The sequence below is a fragment of the Massilia sp. UYP34 genome (assembly GCF_056279385.1).
Window position 1 is genome coordinate 224,360 of sequence record NZ_JBWBRF010000003.1, and the last position, 20,933, is coordinate 245,292.

The 20,933-nt window shown below is 63.9% G+C and carries 20 protein-coding genes and 1 tRNA gene; 1 reads left to right on the forward strand and 20 read right to left on the reverse strand.

Annotated elements, in window-relative coordinates; all coding sequences use genetic code 11:
- Positions 1-2: 2 nt before the first annotated feature.
- The 20 genes from nuoN to ACZ9AQ_RS07735 all read right to left on the reverse strand — a co-directional run bounded on the left by nuoN (position 3) and on the right by ACZ9AQ_RS07735 (position 19,326).
- Complete coding sequence (gene nuoN, locus ACZ9AQ_RS07640; protein WP_429203161.1) at positions 3-1,517, reverse strand: NADH-quinone oxidoreductase subunit NuoN; 1,515 nt, start codon at positions 1,515-1,517, stop codon at positions 3-5.
- Positions 1,518-1,523: 6 nt separating this feature from the next.
- Entirely contained in the window at positions 1,524-3,026 is a 1,503-nt protein-coding gene (locus ACZ9AQ_RS07645; protein WP_429203163.1) for an NADH-quinone oxidoreductase subunit M, read from the reverse strand.
- A gap of 22 nt (positions 3,027-3,048) precedes the next feature.
- On the reverse strand, positions 3,049-5,169 hold the full coding sequence (gene nuoL, locus ACZ9AQ_RS07650) for an NADH-quinone oxidoreductase subunit L (protein WP_429203165.1): 2,121 nt from the start codon (positions 5,167-5,169) through the stop codon (positions 3,049-3,051).
- Between the two features lie 39 nt (positions 5,170-5,208).
- On the reverse strand, positions 5,209-5,517 hold the full coding sequence (gene nuoK, locus ACZ9AQ_RS07655; protein WP_306397331.1) for an NADH-quinone oxidoreductase subunit NuoK: 309 nt from the start codon (positions 5,515-5,517) through the stop codon (positions 5,209-5,211).
- Positions 5,514-6,203 (reverse strand): NADH-quinone oxidoreductase subunit J, encoded by a 690-nt coding sequence (locus ACZ9AQ_RS07660; RefSeq protein WP_429203167.1) that lies wholly within the window; start codon positions 6,201-6,203, stop codon positions 5,514-5,516. The genes nuoK and ACZ9AQ_RS07660 overlap by 4 nt, the downstream gene beginning before the upstream one ends.
- A 23-nt stretch (positions 6,204-6,226) precedes the next feature.
- Complete coding sequence (gene nuoI, locus ACZ9AQ_RS07665) at positions 6,227-6,715, reverse strand: NADH-quinone oxidoreductase subunit NuoI (RefSeq protein WP_429203169.1); 489 nt, start codon at positions 6,713-6,715, stop codon at positions 6,227-6,229.
- Positions 6,716-6,725: 10 nt separating this feature from the next.
- Positions 6,726-7,817: an NADH-quinone oxidoreductase subunit NuoH gene (nuoH, locus tag ACZ9AQ_RS07670; protein ID WP_429203171.1), complete on the reverse strand. Its 1,092-nt coding sequence runs from the start codon at positions 7,815-7,817 to the stop codon at positions 6,726-6,728.
- Positions 7,817-10,159, reverse strand: coding sequence for an NADH-quinone oxidoreductase subunit NuoG (gene nuoG, locus ACZ9AQ_RS07675; protein ID WP_429203173.1), 2,343 nt, complete (start codon positions 10,157-10,159; stop codon positions 7,817-7,819). Before nuoG ends, nuoH begins: the two co-directional genes overlap by 1 nt.
- Before the next feature lie 21 nt (positions 10,160-10,180).
- Positions 10,181-11,476 (reverse strand): NADH-quinone oxidoreductase subunit NuoF, encoded by a 1,296-nt coding sequence (nuoF, locus tag ACZ9AQ_RS07680; RefSeq protein ID WP_429203175.1) that lies wholly within the window; start codon positions 11,474-11,476, stop codon positions 10,181-10,183.
- Entirely contained in the window at positions 11,473-11,949 is a 477-nt protein-coding gene (gene nuoE / locus ACZ9AQ_RS07685; protein WP_429203177.1) for an NADH-quinone oxidoreductase subunit NuoE, read from the reverse strand. Before nuoE ends, nuoF begins: the two co-directional genes overlap by 4 nt.
- Before the next feature lie 37 nt (positions 11,950-11,986).
- Entirely contained in the window at positions 11,987-13,240 is a 1,254-nt protein-coding gene (locus ACZ9AQ_RS07690) for an NADH-quinone oxidoreductase subunit D (RefSeq protein WP_429203179.1), read from the reverse strand.
- Entirely contained in the window at positions 13,240-13,833 is a 594-nt protein-coding gene (locus ACZ9AQ_RS07695) for an NADH-quinone oxidoreductase subunit C (RefSeq protein ID WP_429203180.1), read from the reverse strand. The genes ACZ9AQ_RS07690 and ACZ9AQ_RS07695 overlap by 1 nt, the downstream gene beginning before the upstream one ends.
- A gap of 17 nt (positions 13,834-13,850) precedes the next feature.
- Positions 13,851-14,327, reverse strand: coding sequence for a NuoB/complex I 20 kDa subunit family protein (locus ACZ9AQ_RS07700; RefSeq protein ID WP_005666428.1), 477 nt, complete (start codon positions 14,325-14,327; stop codon positions 13,851-13,853).
- Between the two features lie 3 nt (positions 14,328-14,330).
- On the reverse strand, positions 14,331-14,690 hold the full coding sequence (locus ACZ9AQ_RS07705) for an NADH-quinone oxidoreductase subunit A (RefSeq protein WP_429203181.1): 360 nt from the start codon (positions 14,688-14,690) through the stop codon (positions 14,331-14,333).
- A 169-nt stretch (positions 14,691-14,859) separates the two neighbouring features.
- Positions 14,860-14,944: transfer RNA gene (locus ACZ9AQ_RS07710), tRNA-Leu, on the reverse strand.
- Positions 14,945-15,246: 302 nt separating this feature from the next.
- Positions 15,247-15,711, reverse strand: coding sequence for a preprotein translocase subunit SecG (gene secG / locus ACZ9AQ_RS07715; protein WP_429203182.1), 465 nt, complete (start codon positions 15,709-15,711; stop codon positions 15,247-15,249).
- 89 nt (positions 15,712-15,800) lie between these two features.
- Positions 15,801-16,559 (reverse strand): triose-phosphate isomerase, encoded by a 759-nt coding sequence (gene tpiA, locus ACZ9AQ_RS07720; protein WP_429203183.1) that lies wholly within the window; start codon positions 16,557-16,559, stop codon positions 15,801-15,803.
- Positions 16,560-16,718: 159 nt separating this feature from the next.
- A complete protein-coding gene (locus ACZ9AQ_RS07725; protein WP_429203184.1) occupies positions 16,719-17,705 on the reverse strand; it encodes an NAD(P)H-quinone oxidoreductase in 987 nt (328 codons plus the stop codon).
- Positions 17,706-17,796: 91 nt separating this feature from the next.
- Positions 17,797-18,756 (reverse strand): MYG1 family protein, encoded by a 960-nt coding sequence (locus tag ACZ9AQ_RS07730; RefSeq protein WP_429203185.1) that lies wholly within the window; start codon positions 18,754-18,756, stop codon positions 17,797-17,799.
- 72 nt (positions 18,757-18,828) lie between these two features.
- On the reverse strand, positions 18,829-19,326 hold the full coding sequence (locus tag ACZ9AQ_RS07735; protein ID WP_429203186.1) for a hypothetical protein: 498 nt from the start codon (positions 19,324-19,326) through the stop codon (positions 18,829-18,831).
- Positions 19,327-19,587: 261 nt separating this feature from the next.
- Here ACZ9AQ_RS07735 and ACZ9AQ_RS07740 point away from each other — a divergent pair, with 261 nt between their 5' ends.
- Positions 19,588-20,904: an SGNH/GDSL hydrolase family protein gene (locus tag ACZ9AQ_RS07740; RefSeq protein ID WP_429203187.1), complete on the forward strand. Its 1,317-nt coding sequence runs from the start codon at positions 19,588-19,590 to the stop codon at positions 20,902-20,904.
- Positions 20,905-20,933 lie beyond the last annotated feature (29 nt).

A 20,933-nucleotide genomic window follows, 5' to 3' on the forward strand; every position in this document is an offset into this window, starting at 1 on the left:
GCTTAATTGGCCAGGGTCGCCTGCATGGCGCTGTAGCAGACCGCCAGCAGGCCGCTCGGGAGCATGCCCAGCACGAAGATGGCGACGCCGTTGAGCGACATGATGACGCGCATGTCCGTCGGGGTCGCGATGACGTTCGTGTCCTCCGCCTCGTCGAACCAGATGGTCTTGACGATGCGCAGGTAGTAGAACGCGCCGATCAGCGAGAACATCACGGCCACGACGGCCAGCCACACCATGCCGGCCTGGGCGACGGCCTGGATCACGGCATACTTGGCAATGAAGCCCACCATCGGCGGCACGCCGGCCAGCGAGAACATCAGGATCGTGGCGACGACCGCGAACCATGGGCTGCGCTTGCCGAGTCCCTTGAAGTCGCTGATCAGTTCGGCCTCATGGCCGACGCGCGCCAGCATCATGATCAGGCCGAACGTGCCCACCGTGGTCAGCACGTAGATGATGGTGTAGTACATCGCGGCGCTGTAGGCGGAGGCGGCATTGGTGGTGTCGCCGTCGACGTTGCCGACCACCAGGGCCAGCACCACGAAGCCCATCTGCGCGATTGTGGAATACGCCAGCATGCGTTTGATATTGGTCTGCGCGATCGCGGTGACGTTGCCGAAGGCCAGCGACAGCACGGCGACCACCAGCAGCATCTGCTGCCAGTCGAAGGCCATCGACGGCAGCGCCTCGGCCAGCAGGCGGATCACGATGGCGAAGGTGGCGATCTTCGGCGCGCCGCCCAGCAACAGGGTCACGGCGGTCGGCGCGCCCTGCACCACGTCCGGCACCCACATGTGGAACGGCACCACGCCCAGCTTGAACGCGAGGCCCGCCACCACGAACACCAGGCCGAACACCAGGATGGTGCGGTTCGCACCCTCGGCGGCGGTCACCTGGGCGATGGTGGTGATGTCGAGCGAACCGGTCGCGCCATAGATCATCGAGATGCCGTACAGCAGGAAGCCCGACGCCAGGGCGCCCAGGATGAAGTACTTCATCGCTGCCTCGGTCGAGATCGCGTGGTCGCGGCGCAGCGCAACGAGGGCGTACAGCGACAGCGACATCAGCTCGAGACCCAGGTAGATCGACAGCATGCTGTTACCCGAGATCATGATCATCTGGCCCATCATCGAGAACAGCGCGAGCGTGTAGAACTCGCCGCCCAGGTTGCCCGACATCATGCCGCGGTCGCCCGCGTACTGGCGCGAGTAGACGATGGTCATGGCCGTGGCCAGGTAGGTGAACAGCTTGAGCAGGTTCGACATCGGATCCGACACGTACATGCCGCTGAACGTGTACACGGTCGTGCCGGTGTTGAAGTCGATGAAGGAAAAGATCGCGCAGCCGCCGATCGCCAGCAGCGACAGGCCATAGGTCAGGTTGCGCTTGCCTTCCTTCAGGAACAGATCGATCAGCAGGATCGCCGAGGTCGCGATCAAGAGGAAGATTTCGGCATACACCGGCGCCAGATTGGTGTCGGCGGCCGATAACAGGGTCGAGTTCATTTCATTCATGGCGTTTTATTGAGGCACTTTGCTGACTGCGACGTGCTGAAGCAGGTCGGTGACCGACACTTGCAGGGTCTCGGCGATCGGCGCCGGGTACAGGCCCATCGCCAGGGTGGCGATCGCCAGCACCGACAGGATGGCGAACTCGCGGCCGTTCAGGTCGGTCAGCGCGGCAACGTTCTTGTTGGCCACTGGCCCGAACACGACGCGCTTGACCATCCACAGCGAGTAGGCCGCGCCCAGGATCAGGGCGGTACCCGATGCGACACCGGTCCAGAAGTTGAATTCGACCGCGCCCAGGATCACCATGAACTCGCCGATGAAGCCCGAGGTCGCCGGCAGGCCGGCATTGGCCATCGAGAACAGCACGACGAAGGCGGCGAACTTCGGCATGGTGTTGACCACGCCGCCGTAGTCGGCGATTTCACGCGAGTGCATGCGGTCGTACAGCACGCCGATGCACAGGAACATCGCGCCCGACACGAAGCCGTGCGAGATCGCCTGCATCAGGCCGCCCTGCACGCCCAGGTCGTTGAACATGAAGAAGCCCAGGGTCACGAAGCCCATGTGCGCGATCGACGAATAGGCGACCAGTTTCTTCATGTCCTTCTGGACCAGGGCCACCAGGCCGATGTAGATCACGGCGACCAGCGACAGTCCGATCACGACCGGGGCCAGGTACTGGCTCGCGTCCGGGGTGATCGGCAGCGAGAAGCGCAGGAAACCGTAGGCGCCCAGCTTGAGCATGATCGCGGCCAGCACGACCGAGCCGCCGGTCGGCGCTTCGACGTGGGCGTCCGGCAGCCAGGTGTGCACCGGCCACATCGGCACTTTCACGGCGAAGGCCATGAAGAAGGCGATGAAGATCAGGATCTGTTCCTTCATCGTCAGCGGCAGGTCGTGCCAGACCAGGATGTCGAACGAACCCGACTTGTTGTACAGGTAGACGATCGCGACCAGGGTCAGCAGCGAACCCAAGAAGGTGTACAGGAAGAATTTAAAGGCCGCGTACACCCGGTTCGGGCCGCCGAACACGCCGATGATGATGAACATCGGGATCAGGGTGGCTTCGAAGAAGAAGTAGAACAGCAGGCCGTCCAGCGCGACGAACACGCCGATCATCAGGCCCGACAGGATCAGGAACGAGCCCATGTACTGGGCGACGCGCTCCTCGATCACCTGCCACGCCGCCAGCACCACGATGATGGTGATGAAGGCGGTCAGCGGCACGAACCACAGCGACAGGCCGTCCACGCCGAGGCGGTAGAAGATGCTGAAGCGCTCGATCCAGGCCGCCTGTTCATAGAACTGCATGCCGACCGTGGTGTTGTCGAAGTTGGCGATCAGCGGGATCGTCGGCAGCAGGCTGACGACGGCGCCGGCCAGCGACAGCAAGCGCACCATGCCGGCGTTCTTGTCGCGGCCCACGGCCAGCACCAGCACGCCGAACAGGATCGGGAGCCAGATCGCCAGGCTCAGATACGGTGGAAACGTAGAAATTGTTGACTGCATCATTTTTCTTTATCTCTGCCTGTGATTAACCGCGCCAGAACGGGAAGAAGTACAGCATCGCCGCCAGCACGCCGACGATCATCACGAACGCATAGTGATAGATGTAACCGGTCTGCGCGCGCTTGGTGACGGTCGAGAACCAACCCACCACCTTGGCGCTGCCATTGACGACCAGGCCGTCGATCAGGCCGCGGTCGCCGATATTCCACAGGCCCTTGCCCACGCCGAGTGCGCCGCCAGCGAAGAACTTCTGGTTGAACGCATCCATGTAGTACTTGTTGTCCAGCAGGGTGTGCAGCGGCTTGAACTTGGCGTAGAACCAGGCCGGCACGCGCGGATTGACCATATAGCAGTAGTAGGCGGCAACGACGCCTGCCAGCGCCAGCCAGAACGGTGCGGTCTGCAGGCCGTGCAGGGCCATCGCGCCGGCGCCATGGAACATCGCGTTCAGTTCCGCCATCGCAGGGTGCGCAGGATTGACCGTGATCACGCCGTCGAAGAAATCACCGTGCAACATAGGACCGATGGCCAGGTAGCCGACGATCACCGACGGGATCGCCAGCAGGATCAGCGGCAGGGTTACCACCCAGGGCGACTCGTGCGGCTTCTGGCCCGGGGCCAGGCCATGGTGGCCGTGGTCGTCATGCGCTTCCTCTTCGTGGTGCGCGTCCGATTCGTGCAGTGCGAGGGGATCGTCGTGACCGTGGCCGGCGGCCGCGGTCTTGTGGTGCGCGTGATCGTCATGATGATCATGCGCATGTGCCTTGCCGAAACGCTCTTCGCCATGGAACACCAGGAAATACATACGGAACGAGTAGAACGCCGTGACGAACACGCCGGCCAGCACCGCGAAGTTGGCGAAGCCCGAACCCGGCAGGTTACTTGCGTGCACCGCCTCGATGATCGAATCCTTCGAGTAGAAGCCCGAGAACAATGGGGTACCGATCAGGGCCAGCGAACCGATCAGCGACGTGATCCAGGTGATCGGCATGTACTTGCGCAGGCCGCCCATGTTGCGCATGTCCTGGTCGTGGTGCATGCCGATGATGACCGAACCGGCGCCCAGGAACAGCAGCGCCTTGAAGAACGCGTGGGTCATCAGGTGGAAGGCGGCGACCGAGTAGGCCGACACGCCCAGTGCGACGGTCATGTAACCGAGCTGCGACAGGGTCGAGTAAGCGACCACGCGCTTGATGTCGTTCTGGATGATGCCCAAAAAGCCCATGAACAGCGCGGTGATCGAACCGATGACGATGATGAACGACAGCGCGCCATCCGACAGTTCGAACAGCGGCGACATGCGCGACACCATGAAGATGCCGGCGGTAACCATCGTCGCGGCGTGGATCAGCGCCGAGATCGGGGTCGGGCCTTCCATCGAATCGGGCAGCCACACGTGCAGCGGGAACTGCGCCGACTTGCCCATCGCGCCGATGAACAGGCAGATGCAGGCCGCGGTCAGCAGTGGCCAGTCGGTGCCTGGCACGGTCATCAGGGCCAGCTCGTCGGCCTTGGCGAACACTTCGGCGTAGTTCATCGAACCCGACGCGGCCAGCAGCAGGCCGATGCCGAGGATGAAGCCGAAGTCGCCCACGCGGTTGACCAGGAAGGCCTTCATGTTGGCGAAGATCGCGGTCGGGCGGGTGTACCAGAAGCCGATCAGGAGGTACGACACCAGGCCCACCGCTTCCCAGCCGAAGAACAGCTGCAGGAAGTTGTTGGACATGACCAGCATCAGCATCGCGAACGTGAACAGCGAGATGTACGAGAAGAAGCGGTTGTAGCCGTCGTCTTCCGCCATGTAGCCGATCGTGTAGATGTGGACCATCAGCGACACCGAGGTCACGACGCACATCATCATCGCGGTCAGGGTGTCGATCTGGAAGCCGACCGCCAGCTTGAGCGTGCCGACCGTCATCCAGGTGTAGATATCTTCATTCAGCTTGAAGCCGTCGAGCGTGGCCATCAGGGTTTGCACCGAGATGACCAGCGCGATCAGCACGCCCAGGATGGTCGCCGTATGCGACACCTTGCGACCGACCACATTGCCCAGGAACTTGGTACCGAGCAGACCGGCGATCGCCGAGCCCGCCAACGGCGCCAGAGGCACCGCCAGTAAGAGTGAGGTTGAAATTTGCCCCGCCATTGTTGAACCTTTTCGTTTTTGTTTATCTAGCCGAGACCGTCAGCCCTTGAGGCGATCGAGGTCTTCCACGTTGATCGTGTCCAGGTTACGGAACAGGACCACCAGGATTGCCAGGCCGATTGCGGATTCGGCGGCAGCGACGGTCAGGATGAAGAACACGAAGATCTGCCCCGCCGCGTCGCCCAGGTAATGGGAAAACGCGATGAAGTTCAGGTTCACCGCCAGCAGCATCAGTTCGATGGCCATCAGCAGGATGATGATGTTCTTCCGGTTCAGGAAGATGCCGACCACCGAGATCGCGAACAGGATCGCGCCCAGGATCAGGTAGTGTGCGAGCGTCAACGTCATTTTGGCTCCTTGGAATCGGTAGGCGTCGCTGCTGGCGCGGCTGCCGCCGCCGCAGCAGCGGCCTTTTCGACGTTCGCTGCGTCGATGGCGCGCTGGTTGACCGTCTCGACCTTGACGATCTTGAGGCGGTCGTTACGCTTGACGCGAACCGCGAGGCCCGGGTCGATGGCTTTGGTGTCCTTGCGGCGGCGCAGGGTCAGGGCGACGGCGGCGATGATCGCCACCAGCAGCACCACGGCGGCGATCTCGAAGCCGTAGATGTAGCGGGTATAGATCTGCAGGCCGAGTTCCTTGGTGCCGCCGATGTTCAATGCGGCGGCTTCGGGGCTTTGCTGGAAGTTGCCGTAGCCGTGCCACAGGACGACGCCCATCTCGAGCACGATCAGGCCGCCGACGCCGGCCGCCACCGGCAGGTAGCCCCAGAAGCCTTCGCGCATGCGGTCGATATTAATGTCGAGCATCATGACGACGAAGAGGAACAGCACCATGACGGCGCCCACATAGACCAGCACCAGCACGATGGCGAGGAATTCGGCTTTCAGCAGCAGCCAGATGCCGGCCGCGTTGAAGAAGGCCAGCACCAGGAACAGCGCGGCGTGGACCGGATTCTTGGCGGTGATGACGCGCAGGCTGGCCAGCACCATGATGGCCGCGAACACGTAGAACAGAACAGTTGTAAATGTCATGACTTACCCAGGACCCTTTGTGATTAGCGGTACTTCGCGTCCGCCTCGCGGGCGGCGGCAATGTCGGCCTCGTAGCGGTCGCCCACGGCGAGCAGCATCTCTTTGGTGTAGTAGAGATCGCCGCGTTTTTCGCCGTGATACTCGAAGATGCTGGTTTCCACGATCGAGTCGACCGGGCACGATTCTTCGCAGAAGCCGCAGAAGATGCACTTGGTCAGGTCGATGTCGTAGCGCGTGGTGCGGCGGGTGCCGTCATCGCGCTGCGCCGACTCGATCGTGATGGCCATGGCCGGGCACACCGCTTCGCACAGCTTGCAGGCGATGCAGCGCTCTTCCCCGTTGGGGTAGCGACGCAACGCGTGCAGGCCGCGGAAGCGGTTCGACATGGGGGTCTTTTCTTCCGGGTACTGGACCGTGATCTTGCGCGACAGCGCATATTTCCCGGTCAGGGCAAGGCCCTTGATCAACTCGGTCAGCATGAGGCTGCCGAGGATTTCTTTCATTCTGGACATTGTGTGTTCCTTACTTCCAAATATTCCACGGCGTCTGCATCCAGACGGCGACGACGACCAGCCAGATCAGGGTCAGCGGGATGAACACTTTCCAGCCCAGGCGCATGATCTGGTCATAGCGGTAGCGCGGGAAGGTGCCGCGGACCCAGATGAAGAAGGTCACGAACAGGAAAGCCTTCAGGAACAGCCAGAAGAAGCCGATGAAGCCGCCCAGGGTGCCGCCCACTTCGAGGAAGGCGAACGGCGCCGACCAGCCGCCCATGAAGAACAGCGAAGCCAGAGTGCCGATCAGGATCATGTTGCCGTACTCGGCCAGCATGAACATGGCGTACGACATGCCCGAGTACTCGACCATGTGGCCGGCCACGATCTCGGATTCGCCTTCGATCACGTCGAACGGGTGACGACCGCACTCGGCCAGGCCCGACACCAGGTAGATGATGAACAGCGGGAACAGCGGCAGCCAGTTCCACGACAGGAAGTTCAGCCCCATGTCGGCGAACATGCCCACCTGCTGGCCGGCGACGATGCCCGACAGGTTCAGGGTGCCCGACACCATCAGCACGACCACCAGCACGAAGCCCATCGGGATTTCGTACGAGATCATCTGGGCCGAGGCGCGCATCGCGCCCATGAACGAGTACTTCGAGTTCGAGGCCCAGCCGGCGATGATGATGCCGTAGACTTCGACCGAGGTGATCGCCAGCAGCAGCAGCACGCCGGCGTTGACGTCGGCCAGCGCGAACTGCGGGCCGAACGGCACCACCGACCAGGCGGCCAGCGCCGGCATGATGGTCATGATCGGGCCGATGACGAACAGGTTGCGGTTCGCCTTGGCCGGAATCACGATCTCCTTGATCAGGAGCTTCAGGCCGTCGGCCATCGGCTGCAGCAGGCCGCCGGGACCGACGCGGTTCGGGCCGATGCGGATCTGGATCCAGCCGATGAATTTACGTTCCCACAGGGTGGCGTAGGCGATCGCGATCATCAGCGGCGCGACGACGGCCATGATCTTGATGATGGTCCAGACCAGCGGCCAGACCGGGCCGAGCAGGTCGGCGCCGCCGGCGTTGAATGAATCGATGTAACCGGGCGTTGCCATTACTTGCCCTCCCCTGCTTTTTCAACGTGGATGGAACCGAACATGGCGCCCAGGCCGGCGACCGCCGGGTGGCCGGCGGCGACGCGCACCGCGTTCGACGGCAGGCTCTTGTCGACGTTGGCGACCAGTACGGCCGAGCCTGCTCCTTGCGTGACCTTGACCTGGTCGCCGGCCTTGACGCCGATCGATTCGGCGACCGCTTTCGACAGGGTCACCAGCGGCGCGTTGGCGTCGGCGGTGCGCTGCAGCGGCTCGGAACGGCGCGCCAGCGCGTCGGTGAAGTACACCGGCACGTCGGTCAGGCGCTCGAGCTGGCCGGCCGGCGCGTACGCACCGGCGCTCGGGGCCAGGCTCGCCACGTTGTTGAGCTTGCTCGACAGGTCGACGTTGCCCTTGCCGAGCGCTTCGTCGCGGATTGCTTCCGAGGTCTCGTAGTCGAAACCTTGCAGGCCCAGCAGGTTGCCCAGCACGCGCAGCACTTTCCAGGCCGGACGCGCGTCGCCCAGCGGGCGCACGGTGCCGTTGAAGCTCTGTGCACGACCTTCGCAATTGACGAACGTGCCCGAGGTTTCCGAGAACGGCGCGATCGGCAGCAGCACGTCGGCATAATCCATGCCGTGCTTGAAGGCCGACATCGCCACCACCATCTCGGCCTGCTTGAGCGCGGCGACGGCTTGCTGCGGGTTGGCCGCATCCAGTTCCGGTTCGGCGTTGAGCAGCACGTAGGCTTTTTTCGGCGTGGCGAACAGCGACTCCCGCTTGCCCGAGACCGCGCCGACCAGGTGGCCGCCGACCGCGTTGGCGGCGTCGACCAGGTAGCCGAAGCTGCAGCCGGTCTGCTCGGCGATCCACTGGGCGCACGCGTGGATTTTCGATGCTTGCGGGTGTTGCGCGGCGGCGTTGCCGAGCAGGATGGCGCCCGGCACCTCGACGTCGCCGACGACGACCAGCGAGGCGGCGATGGCTTTCGCGATGCTCGACGCTTCGACGTGCTCGAAGCCGGCCGGGACGGCGATGTTCTTGTCGGCGGCGATGGCGACCATGATTTCCGACAGCGCGACCAGCCAGTCGCTCGGCGCGGCGATCAGCTTGTGGGCGGTCTTCATCAGGAGCTCGTCGTCGCTGCCGGCCACCAGCGACAGGCGCAGGCCCGACTTGGTGGCGGCGCGCAGGCGGGTCGCCACCAGCGGGTGATCCTTGCGCAGGAACGAGCCGATGACCAATGCACGCTTGAGCTTGCTGATGTCGGCGATCGGCATGCCGAGCCACGGGGCCACCTGGCCGTCGAGCGCGAAGTCGCTCTGGCGCAGGCGGAAGTCGACGTTCTCCGAACCGAAGCCGCGGAACGCCTTGTTCAGCAGGTACAGTTCTTCCACGGTCGAGTGGGCGGTGGCGACGGCCGCGAGGCTGTCGGCGCCGTGCTCGTGGCGGATATTGCGCAGGCCGTGGGCGATGTATTCCAGGGCGGTCGACCATTCGGTCTCGATCCACTGGTTGTCCTGCTTGATCATCGGCTTCGTCAGGCGGTCGGCATTGTCCAGCGCCTCGTACGAGAAGCGCTCCTTGTCGGACAGCCAGCACTCGTTGACCGCTTCGTTCTCGAGCGGCAGCACGCGCATGACCTTGCCGCCCTTGACCTGGACGATCAGGTTGGCGCCCAGCGAATCGTGCGGCGACACCGACTTGCGGCGCTGCAGTTCCCATGGGCGTGCCGAGTAGCGGAACGGCTTGCTGGTCAGCGCGCCGACCGGGCACAGGTCGATCATGTTGCCCGAGACTTCCGAGTCGACGGTCTTGCCGACAAACGTCGTGATCTCGGAGTGCTCGCCCCTGCCCAGCATGCCGAATTCCATGACGCCGGCCACTTCCTGGCCGAAGCGCACGCAACGGGTGCACTGGATGCAGCGCGACATCTCTTCCATCGAGATCAGGGGGCCGGCCTCTTTCGGGGCCACCACGCGCTTTTCTTCCTGGTAGCGCGAGCCGCTCTTGCCGTAGCCGACGGCCAGATCCTGCAGCTGGCATTCGCCGCCCTGGTCGCAGATCGGGCAATCCAGCGGGTGGTTAATGAGCAGGAATTCCATCACCGACTTCTGCGCCTGCACCGCCTTGTCGCTGTGGCTGCGCACGACCATGCCCGGCGAGACCGGCGTGGCGCAGGCGGGCAAGGGCTTGGGCGCCTTTTCCACTTCGACCAGGCACATGCGGCAGTTCGCGGCGATCGACAATTTCTTGTGATAGCAGAAGTGCGGGATATAGGTGCCGAGTTTGTTTGCGGCGTCCATCACCATGGAACCTGGCGGGACTTCGACTTTCTTGCCGTCTAATTCGATTTCAACCATTTGATCGTTACCTGACCTGGTTTAAAGGTATGCGGGCACGAGGCAATGCTTGTGCTCGATGTGATATTCAAATTCCTGGCGGAAGTGCTTGATCATCGCCTGGACCGGCATCGCTGCCGCATCGCCGAGCGCGCAGATGGTGCGGCCCTTGATGTTGTCGGCGATATTGTTCAGCAGGTCCATGTCGTCCGGACGGCCCTGGCCGTGCTCGATGCGGTGGACCATGCGGTACATCCAGCCGGTGCCTTCGCGGCACGGGGTGCACTGGCCGCACGATTCCTCATAGTAGAAGTACGACAGGCGCAGCAGCGACTTGACCATGCAGCGGGTCTCGTCCATGACGATGACGGCGCCCGAACCTAGCATCGAACCGGCCTTGGCGATCGAATCGTAGTCGAGGTCGGTCTGCATCATGATGTCGCCCGGGACCACCGGGGCCGACGATCCGCCGGGAATGACGGCCTTGATCTTCTTGCCGCCGCGCATGCCGCCGGCCAGTTCCATCAGGGTCGCGAACGGCGTGCCCAGCGGGACTTCGTAGTTGCCCGGACGCTCGACGTCGCCCGAGATCGAGAAGATCTTGGTGCCGCCGTTGTTCGGTTTGCCCAGCGCCATGTAGTTCTCGGCGCCGATGTTCAGGATGAACGGGACGGCCGCGAACGTTTCGGTATTGTTGATGGTGGTCGGCTTGCCATACAGGCCGAACGAGGCCGGGAATGGCGGCTTGAAGCGCGGCTGGCCCTTCTTGCCTTCGAGCGACTCGAGCAGCGCCGTTTCTTCGCCGCAGATGTAGGCGCCGTAGCCGTGGTGCGCGTGCAGCTGGAAGCTGAACTCGCTGCCCATGATGTTATTGCCCAGGAAGCCCGCCGCGCGCGCTTCTTCCAGCGCTTCCTCGAAGCGCAGGTAGTCCTGGAAGATCTCGCCGTGGATGTAGTTGTAGCCCACCGTGATGCCCATCGCGTAGGCGCCGATGGCCATGCCTTCGATCAGCGCATGCGGGTTGTAGCGGATGATGTCGCGGTCCTTGAACGTGCCCGGCTCGCCTTCGTCGGTATTGCAGACGAGGTATTTCTGGCCCGGGAACTGGCGCGGCATGAAGCTCCACTTGAGGCCGGTCGGGAAACCGGCGCCGCCGCGGCCGCGCAGGCCCGAGGCCTTCATGTCGGCGATGATCTGTTCCGGCGTGATCTTTTCTTCGATGATGCGGCGCAGCGCCGAATAGCCGCCACGATTGACGTAGTCGGCCAGGTGCCAGTTCTCACCGTTCAGGTTGGCGAGGATCAGCGGTTTGATGTGACGGTCGTGCAGGCTGGTCATTTGTTCAGTTCCTCAAGCAGGGCGTCGATCTTGGCGTCGCTCATGAACGAACACATGCGGTGGTTGTTCACCAGCATGACCGGTGCGTCGCCGCAGGCGCCCATGCACTCGCCTTCCAGCAGCGTGAATTTGCCGTCGGCGGTGGTGTCGCGGTAGTCGATGCCGAGCGCGTCCTTGATGCGCTGGCCGGCACGTTCGCCGCCCGACAGCGCGCATGGCAGGTTGGTGCACACGGTGATCTTGTGCTTGCCGACCGGCTTGATGTTGAACATATTGTAGAAAGTCGCCACTTCCTGCACGGCGATGGCCGGCATGCCGATGTAGTCGGCAATCTCTTGCATGGTTTCAGGCGACAGCCAGCCCAGTTCGACCTGGGCGTGGGCCAGCGAAGCCATCACGGCCGACTGGCGTTGATCGGCTGGGTACTTGGCCAGCTCGCGATCGATTTTTTGATAGCACTGCGCGGATAACATAGTCTTCTCTCTGCCCTTTTCTTATCGAACGTGAGCCTTACCTGTCGATACTGCCGAACACGATGTCCTGGGTACCGATGATGGCCACCGCGTCAGCGATCATGTGGCCGCGTGCCATCTCGTCGAGGCTCTGCAGGTGGACATAGTCCGGCGTGCGGATTTTCAGGCGGTATGGCTTGTTGGCGCCGTCGGAGACGATATAGATGCCGAACTCGCCCTTCGGGTGCTCGATCGCGGCATAGGCCTCGCCCGCGGGGACGTGGAAGCCTTCGGTGAACAGCTTGAAATGGTGGATCAGCGATTCCATATTGGACTTCATGTCCATCCGGCTCGGCGGCGCGATCTTGTTGTTGTCGATCATCACCGGACCCGGGTTGGCGCGCAGCCAGGCCAGGCACTGCTTGATGATGCGGTTCGACTGGCGCAGCTCTTCCACCCGCACCAGGTAGCGGTCGTAGGAATCGCCGTTGGTGCCGACCGGGATGTCGAACTCGACCTTGTCGTAGGCGGCATACGGCTGGTGCTTGCGCAGGTCCCAGGCGATGCCCGAGCCGCGCAGCATGGCGCCGGTGAAGCCCATCGCCTTCGCGTCTTCCGGGCTGACCACGCCGATGCCGACGGTACGCTGCTTCCAGATGCGGTTATCGGTCAGCAGGGTCTCGTACTCGTCGACATAGCCGTCGAAGCGCTTGGTGAAGGCGTCGAGGAAGTCGATGACCGAGCCCTGGCGGTGCTCGTTGAGTTCGGCGATCGCCTTGGCGCTGCGGATCGGCGACTGCTTGTGCTGCGGCATGGTGTCCGGCAGGTCGCGGTACACGCCGCCCGGACGGTAGTAGGCCGCGTGCATGCGCGCGCCCGACACCGCCTCGTAGACGTCGAACAGGTCTTCGCGGTCGCGGAAGCAGTACAGGAACGGGCCCATGGCGCCGATGTCCAGTGCGTGCGCGCCCAGCCACATCAGGTGGTTCAGGATGCGGGTGATCTCGTCGAACATGGTGCGGATGTACTGGGCGCGGATCGGCGCTTCGATGCCGAGCAGCTTTTCGATCGCCAGCACGTAGCCGTGTTCGTTGCACATCATCGACACGTAGTCGAGACGGTCCATATAGGGAACCGACTGGAGATAGGTGCGGGTTTCCGCCAGCTTCTCGGTTCCACGGTGCAGCAGGCCGATGTGCGGGTCGGCGCGCTGGATCACTTCGCCGTCCAGCTCCAGCACCAGGCGCAGCACGCCGTGCGCTGCCGGGTGTTGCGGACCAAAGTTCAGGGTGTAGTTCTTAAGCTCAGCCATTATTTCGTCCCGTAGGTCTCTTCGCGAATCACGCGCGGGATGTTCTCGCGCGGCTCGATCGTGACGGGTTGGTAGATCACGCGTTTCTGTTCCGGGTCGTAGCGCATTTCGACGTAGCCCGAGATCGGGAAGTCCTTGCGGAACGGGTGGCCGATGAAGCCGTAGTCGGTCAGGATGCGGCGCAGGTCGCCGTGGCCGTCGAACAGGATGCCGAACATGTCGAACGCTTCGCGCTCGAACCAGTTGGCGGCGCGCCAGATCGGGGTGATCGATTCGACCAGCGGCATGTCGTCGTCCGGGCAGAACACGCGCACGCGGACGCGCCAGTTCTTCGCCAGGGAAAGCAGGTGCACGACCACCGCGAAGCGTGGACCTTCGTAGCTGCCTTCGCCATAGGTCGAATAGTCGACGCCGCACAGGTCGATCATCTGTTCGAATGCCAGGGTGGGGTCGTCGCGCAGGGTGGTCATGGTCCTGATGTAATCAGATGCCTTGACCACCACCGTCACTTCGCCCAGCGCCGCGGAAATGGCGGCGCCCTCCCCCAATGCATTTTTCAGGGCGAGTTCAAGGGTCTCGAGTTTTGTCGTCATGGGTACGCCGTCCGTTTTTAGCGCGCGATGGTATTGGTGCGCTTGATCTTGTTCTGGAGCTGCATGATGCCGTAGAGCAGCGCTTCGGCAGTCGGCGGGCAGCCCGGCACGTACACATCGACCGGAACGATGCGATCGCAGCCGCGCACCACCGAGTACGAGTAGTGGTAGTAGCCGCCGCCGTTGGCACAGGACCCCATCGAGATCACCCAGCGCGGCTCGGCCATCTGGTCGTAGACCTTGCGCAGCGCCGGCGCCATCTTGTTGCACAGGGTGCCGGCGACGATCATCACGTCGGACTGACGCGGCGATGGACGAAACACGATACCGAAGCGGTCCATGTCGTAACGGGCCGCGCCCACATGCATCATCTCGACCGCGCAGCAGGCCAGACCGAACGTCATCGGGAACATCGACCCGGTGCGCGCCCAGTTGATCAGCTTGTCGGCTGTGGTGGTGATGAAACCTTCGTTTAATACGCCTTCAATTGCCATGGCTTATTCCCAATCAAGGGCACCTTTCTTCCAGATGTACCAGAAACCGACCACGAACTCGGCGATGAACACCATCATCGTGATGAAACCGGTCCAACCCAGCTCGCGCATCGAGACGCCCCATGGGAAGAAGAATGCCGTTTCCAGATCAAACAAAATGAACAAGATCGCGACCAGGTAGTACCGGACGTCGAACTTCATGCGCGCGTCTTCGAAGGCTTCGAAGCCGCACTCATACGGGGACAGCTTGGCATCGTCCGGCTTGTGGGGCCCCAGCAGGCGGCCGAGCACCTGAGGGGCGACACCGACGCCGATGCCAACCAGGATAAAGAGAAGAACGGGGAGATAACTTTCGAGGTTCACAGCTGAAGCTTCCTGAACGATCGGTTAAAGACATGCTGCGGGGATGCAGCACCGAATCGTGCGAACCTGGCTTAAAGCCTGCCACCAGGACCGGACGACGATCCTCGTAAAAAAGCCAGCTCAGGCATGAGGAAACTCGTGCGCCCTTGCTGGCTCTCTTTCTAAATTTTGGTGCCGACGGCGAGACTCGAACTCGCACAGCTTGCGCCACTACCCCCTCAAGATAGCGTGTCTACCAATTTCACCACGTCGGCTGGAGACCAGTATTTTACCCTGCCTTAGCATTACTTATCAATGCTCAAATTGCGCAATCACAAGGATATTTGCAATTTTTTTGAATCACGTCGCCGTTTATTCGATGCCCCGGCAATTACTTACCCAAGCCTGACGACATTCTTCCTGCAGGTGCGCGATCAATGTCCTAGCCACACTAACCAGCAGATCTCGCAAGTTCATTCACGCGCCGCAATATTCTACGCCTAAAAACACAAACGCGCCGATAAAACGGCGCGCTTGCATGTTGTTATTGTGGCGCGTTAGCCGCGCCGGGTGACGCTTACTGCGCCGGGGCTGCCGGCGCCGGGGCTGCCGGGACCTCGGTCGGGGCAGCAGCCGGGGCCGGGGTGGCCGGAACGGTCGTGGCCGGCGCGGCATTGCTGCCCGGCAGTGTCGGCACGTCGGCCGGTGCGGTCTGGGCTGGCGCGCCGCCCGGGATGCCGGACGCTGGCGCCTGGCTCGACGGCACGGTCACACGGCCCATGACGCCGCCGCCGCTCTCGCCGCCGCCGCTGTTGCCGATATAGGCCAGGGCCAGGGTCGAGCCGAAGAAGATGGCGGCCGCCACGGCGGTGGACTTCGACAGGAAGTTCGACGACCCCGAGGCGCCGAACAGGCTGCCCGACGAGCCCGAACCAAAGGCGGCGCCCATGTCGGCGCCCTTACCGTGCTGCATCAGCACCAGGCCAATAATGGCCAGGGCCGAAATAACCTGCACGACGATAATCAAGTTGAACCAGATCATTGCAATTCCATTCCAAGTTTAAAACAACGTTTTTAAATTTCTTATATTTTCAAAAGATTCGAAAATTCGTAACGCTTCAAGACCGAATCTTATACAGACCGCTTGGCCGCCCCGATAATCCCGAGAAAATCACTCGACTTCAACGCCGCTCCACCGATCAACCCGCCATCGATATCCGGCTGCGCCATCAGATCGCCAGCATTTTCCGGCTTCATGCTGCCGCCGTAAAGGATTTGTACGCTTTCAGCGGCCTCGGCGTTGCAGTTGCGCAGCTTGTCGCGCAAGAAGGCGTGCACCTCCTGGGCCATCGCCGGCGTCGCCGTCTTGCCGGTGCCGATCGCCCACACCGGCTCGTAGGCCAGCACCAGCTTCGGCACGGCATCGGCACCCACCAGTTCCAGCACCGCATCGAGCTGGGCGCCGACCACTTCCTGCGTGGCGAGCGCCTCGCGCTCGGCCAGCGTTTCGCCGACGCACACGATCGGGGTCAGGCCGGCATCCAGCGCCGCCTTGGCCTTGCGCGCCACCAGCGCATTCGATTCGCCATGGTAGGCGCGGCGCTCGGAGTGGCCGACGATCACGTAGCGGCAGCCGAAATCCTGCAGCATCGACGAACAGACTTCGCCGGTGAAGGCGCCGCACGGCTCGGTCGCGACGTCTTGCGCGCCCCAGGCCATCGCACTGCCTGCGAGAAGTTGTTCACACTGGAACAGATAGGGAGCGGGAACGCACACGGCGCTCGCGGCGCCTGCATCGTCCAATCCAGCGAGAATGCCTTGCAGCAGCTCTGCATTGGCTGCACGGCTGCCGTTCATCTTCCAGTTACCTACGACGAGTTTGGGACGCATACTACCCCATGTCAAATAACCCGCTATTCTAGCGGTCGATCATATGGCGGTCAAACAAAGGCTCAGCTGCCCGGCTCGCTGATTTTTGCCTGGAAACCGCCGCTACTACGCGCCGCAAGGCCGTCCTGGCCCCGCCGGCGCACCCTTTATCCCGCTGTCTCAGCCCGGCTGCACCTGCAGCACGATCTTGCCGACGTGCGTGCTCGACTCCATCAGGGCATGCGCCTGCGCCGCCTGCTCCAGGGGGAAGACCTGGTGGATCACGGGCTTGATCTTGCCCTGGGCGAACAGCGGCCAGGCATGCTCGCGCAGCTGGCGCGCGATCGCGGCCTTGAACGCCACCGGCCGCGGACGCAGGGTAGAGCCGGTGACGGTCAGGCGGCGCCGCAGCACCTGCCCCATGTCGAGGTCGGCACGCGCGCCGCCCAGCAGCGCGATCACCACCAGGCGGCCGTCGTCGGCCAGGCAATCGATCTCGCGCGCCACGTAGCTGCCCGCGACCATGTCCAGGATAACGTCGACACCTTTACCGTTCGTGAGTTCCTTGACCACGGCGACGAAATCCTCGTCGCGGTAATTGATGCCGCGTTCGGCGCCGAGCGCCTCGACGGCGCGGCATTTTTCCGCGCTGCCGGCGGTGGCGAACACGCGGTGGCCCAGCGCCCTGGCCAGCTGGATCGCGGTGACGCCGATGCCCGAGCTGCCACCCTGCACCAGCAGGCTCTCGCCCTCGGCCAAGCGGGCGCGGTCGAACACATTGCTCCACACCGTGAAATACGTTTCGGGCAAGGTGGCCGCTTCGAGCGCGCTCAGGCCTTGCGGCACCGGCAGGCACTGCGCCAGCGGCGCGGCGCAGTATTCGGCATAGCCGCCGCCCTGCACCAGTGCGCACACCAGGTCGCCTTTCCGGAAATCGCTGCCGTCCAGGTCGCCGTCGACGATCTCGCCCGCCACTTCCAGGCCCGGCAGATCGGAGGCGCCGGGCGGCACCGGGTATTTACCCAGGCGCTGCAGCACGTCGGGCCGGTTGATGCCGGCGGCGTGGACCTTGATGAGCACTTCGCCGGGCATCAAGGCCGGCGTCGGACGCTCGCACAGTTGCAGGACTTCCGGCTTGCCGGGCTGGGTGATCTCGATGGCGCGCATGGTTGATTGCTCCCGTGTTAGCAAAACCGTAATTGTACGGGACTCGGCGTCAGCTTGCGCGCCGCTGTGCGCGCTCCCTGGGGTCGGCGGCTCAGCCGCCGACCTGCGCCGACCCTACCGCCGCCAGCGCCTGGCGCGCCATGCTGAGCACGCCGGCATAGCTCCGGGCGGCGGCGATGAAGCGGCCGGTGTGGCAGAACACGGCGTCCTCGACCCCGGTAACGGCCGCCAGCTCGGCTTCGCGCAGCCCGGCCCAGGCTTCCGGCAGGTCGGCTCTGGCGTCGAAGCTCTCGGTGTCGACCGACACCGTGTGCAGCATGTAGCGCCCCTCGGTCAGGCTGTGGCTGATGACGAACAGGACCTTCGGCATTTCCTTGCGCACCACACTGCTCCAGGGCAGCGCGGCGTTCTTCAGGAACAACAGCTTGCCGTCTTCGAGCACGTCGGCCTGGCGCACCTGGGTCACGGCCAGCATCGCGCCGACGCGGTAGCGCACGGCATTGCCCATGATGTCGGTCAGGAACTCGACGACGCGCATGAACTGGCCCATGCGGTAGGCGTCCACCGCCTCGCCATAGCCCAGGCGCTGCTCGTCGAGCCAGCCTGGATTGAAGCCGGACACCACTGCCGACAAGCCATAGCTGCCCGGCGCACTCTTGGCCACGCCGACGTCCGACAGGTCGAGATATTGCACGATGTCGGCGTCGATGGCGTAGGCGATCTGCTGGGCCGTGTCGTCCGCCAGCCGCTCGCCGGTCTGGCGCTCTGCCAGGGCAACGACGCAGCGCGCGCCATACTCGCGCCAGACCAGGCCGGCGCTGGCATACGGCACGCCGGACACGCGGGTGGCGTCGAATTCCTTCTGGTGGTGGTCGAAGCGGCCGGTGGCCGGGTCCCAGACCCCGCCGACGTCGATCGCGAAGTCGGCGGCATCGATCCTGGCCTGTTCGCGCGTTCGAATGATGTCCGCCGCGGGGAACAGCACCTTCAGGACGGCGACCGCCCACGCATCATCCGCGTGGAATTTGCCGCCGTGAGTGGCAATCAACATACATGCTCCAAATGGTCGCCGCGCCATTGTCATGGTATTGACAGGCGCGCGCGCGTGAGTCGAAGCCGAAGCCTACCACGCGGACCTGTCCCGGCGCGCTCTGCCATCTCTGTTTTGGGCAATTTCCTGGCTGGATGCGCCGAGCGCGCGCGCCAGCATCTTGTGACGGTGCGCGAACAGCAGCTTGACCATGGCGCGCACCACCGGCGTGGCGAAACGGGGCGCGAACGCCAGGCGATCGGTAATCAGGGCGCCGCGGCCGTCGGCGGCCGGCGTGATCACGCGCTCATGCCGCCAGGCGTGCATCGAGAGCAGTTGCGACTGCTCGACGAAGCGGTGGCCCGGCACGATCTCGGTAAACGTCAACTTCGACATATCGACCGGAAACAAGCCGAACAGCAAGAACTGACACCGGCCCAGCGACGTGCCGAGCATCGTGTTGGCGCCGATATCCGTCATCCCTTTCGGAAAAACGAGCTTCAGCAAGGGCCGCATCTCGGCGCGCACGCTCTCGAGCGAGGTCGACCAGGCCCAGGCCTCCTGCGTCGAGACCGGCACCTGGGTCGTCATCGTCAATTCAACATCCGCCATCGTCATCTCCTCGTCGGTGGTTCGAGCATCATGCTGGACCGCATCGGCGTTCTGCTCAGTTCGCCAGATCGCTTAGCGCCAACTTTAGAGGACTATAATTTTCTTGTTGGAATCGCAATCAAAATGCCCTTCGATATCGCGCAACGATCCCGCGGCTTGCCATCTTTTTCACATCCATATCGCTGCTAGATTGTCATTACGAACTCATGCTTATTGCATGGGCGTCCGATGGAGCAGCACATGAACCGTTTCCTGTCCTTCCTGATCGCGGCCGCGCGCCGGTTGTTGCCGCAGTTTTATTTTTCACCACGCACTCTGACGCCGGCCCGGCGCCGCCTGCTGCTGGCCAGCGCCATGCTGGCCGCCGCCATCACGCTGGCCGGCCCGCCGGCCGTGGCCCAGTCATGGGACACCGCCAGTCACTGGACCGCGAGCTGGGGCGCGGCGCCGGCCGCGCCGCCCCCGGACGCCAGCCCGTATGCCTTCAACAACCAGACCCTGCGCCTGATCGTCCAGTCGAGCGTGGGCGGCAACCGCGTGCGCATCCGCCTGTCGAACGAGCTGGGCGCGACGCCGCTGCGGATCGGCGCGGCGCGCATCGGCCTGCGCGCGCAGGGGTCGGACGTGGCGCCGGGCACCGACCGCGCCCTGACCTTCGGCGGGCGCGCCGGCGTGACGATCCCGGCCGGCGCGCCGGCGCTGTCCGACCCGGTCGAACTGAACCTGCCGCCGCTGGCGCAGGTGGCGGTCAGCCTGTACCTGCCGGGCGCCGTGCAGGCGGCCACCCTGCACGCCCAGGCGCGCCAGACCGGCTATGTCTCGCCCGCCGGCGACCATGCCGCCAGCGCCAGCCTGCCGGTCCAGCGCACGATCGCGGCCTGGCCGTTCCTGACGGCGCTGGAAGTGGACGGCATGAAAGGCGCCGTCGTCGTGCTGGGCGACGCCCTCGTCGACGGCGCGCGCAGCACGGGTGACGCCAACCGGCGCTGGACCGACGTGCTGGCGCGGCGCCTGCAGGCCGGGCGCGACGCCGGTGCGCGTCCCGGCGTGATCAACCGCGGCATCGGCGGCAACCGCCTGCTCGGCAACGACCCGGCCAACCCGCTGGCTGGACAGAGCGCCCTGGCGCGCTTCGAGCGCGACGTGCTGGCCACGAGCGGCGTGCGCCAGTTGGTGTTAATGATTGGAATCGAGGATATCGGCAACAGTTCGGCGGCCAATCCGGTCACGCTGGACGACATGGTGGCCGGCTATCGCCAGCTGATCGCCCGCGCCCGCGCCGCGCGCATCGCGGTGATCGGCGCCACGCTGGCGCCGTTCGAAGGCGCGGCGCTGTACGCGACCGAGAAGGAAACGCTGCGCCAGGCGGTAAACGCCTGGATCCGCACCAGCGGCGAGTTCGATGCGGTGTTCGACGCCGACCGCGTGCTGCGCGATCCGGTGCGCCCGAGCCGGCTGTTGCCGGCGTATGACAGCGGCGACCACCTGCATCCGAACGACCGCGGCTACGCGGCGCTGGGCGAGGCGATGCCGCTGGCGCTGCCGGCGATCCGCTGAATATCCGCTGAATATCCGCTGAATATCCG

Bases quoted from the DNA above. Each gene is read 5' to 3' on its own strand.
- nuoN (WP_429203161.1), bottom strand. From the start codon at position 1,517: ATGAATGAAATGAACTCGACCCTGTTATCGGCCGCCGACACCAATCTG.
- ACZ9AQ_RS07645 (WP_429203163.1), bottom strand. From the start codon at position 3,026: ATGATGCAGTCAACAATTTCTACGTTTCCACCGTATCTGAGCCTGGCG.
- nuoL (WP_429203165.1), bottom strand. From the start codon at position 5,169: ATGGCGGGGCAAATTTCAACCTCACTCTTACTGGCGGTGCCTCTGGCG.
- nuoK (WP_306397331.1), bottom strand. From the start codon at position 5,517: ATGACGTTGACGCTCGCACACTACCTGATCCTGGGCGCGATCCTGTTC.
- ACZ9AQ_RS07660 (WP_429203167.1), bottom strand. From the start codon at position 6,203: ATGACATTTACAACTGTTCTGTTCTACGTGTTCGCGGCCATCATGGTG.
- nuoI (WP_429203169.1), bottom strand. From the start codon at position 6,715: ATGTCCAGAATGAAAGAAATCCTCGGCAGCCTCATGCTGACCGAGTTG.
- nuoH (WP_429203171.1), bottom strand. From the start codon at position 7,817: ATGGCAACGCCCGGTTACATCGATTCATTCAACGCCGGCGGCGCCGAC.
- nuoG (WP_429203173.1), bottom strand. From the start codon at position 10,159: ATGGTTGAAATCGAATTAGACGGCAAGAAAGTCGAAGTCCCGCCAGGT.
- nuoF (WP_429203175.1), bottom strand. From the start codon at position 11,476: ATGACCAGCCTGCACGACCGTCACATCAAACCGCTGATCCTCGCCAAC.
- nuoE (WP_429203177.1), bottom strand. From the start codon at position 11,949: ATGTTATCCGCGCAGTGCTATCAAAAAATCGATCGCGAGCTGGCCAAG.
- ACZ9AQ_RS07690 (WP_429203179.1), bottom strand. From the start codon at position 13,240: ATGGCTGAGCTTAAGAACTACACCCTGAACTTTGGTCCGCAACACCCG.
- ACZ9AQ_RS07695 (WP_429203180.1), bottom strand. From the start codon at position 13,833: ATGACGACAAAACTCGAGACCCTTGAACTCGCCCTGAAAAATGCATTG.
- ACZ9AQ_RS07700 (WP_005666428.1), bottom strand. From the start codon at position 14,327: ATGGCAATTGAAGGCGTATTAAACGAAGGTTTCATCACCACCACAGCC.
- secG (WP_429203182.1), bottom strand. From the start codon at position 15,711: ATGATCTGGTTCAACTTGATTATCGTCGTGCAGGTTATTTCGGCCCTG.
- tpiA (WP_429203183.1), bottom strand. From the start codon at position 16,559: ATGCGTCCCAAACTCGTCGTAGGTAACTGGAAGATGAACGGCAGCCGT.
- ACZ9AQ_RS07725 (WP_429203184.1), bottom strand. From the start codon at position 17,705: ATGCGCGCCATCGAGATCACCCAGCCCGGCAAGCCGGAAGTCCTGCAA.
- ACZ9AQ_RS07730 (WP_429203185.1), bottom strand. From the start codon at position 18,756: ATGTTGATTGCCACTCACGGCGGCAAATTCCACGCGGATGATGCGTGG.
- ACZ9AQ_RS07735 (WP_429203186.1), bottom strand. From the start codon at position 19,326: ATGACGACCCAGGTGCCGGTCTCGACGCAGGAGGCCTGGGCCTGGTCG.
- ACZ9AQ_RS07740 (WP_429203187.1), top strand. From the start codon at position 19,588: ATGAACCGTTTCCTGTCCTTCCTGATCGCGGCCGCGCGCCGGTTGTTG.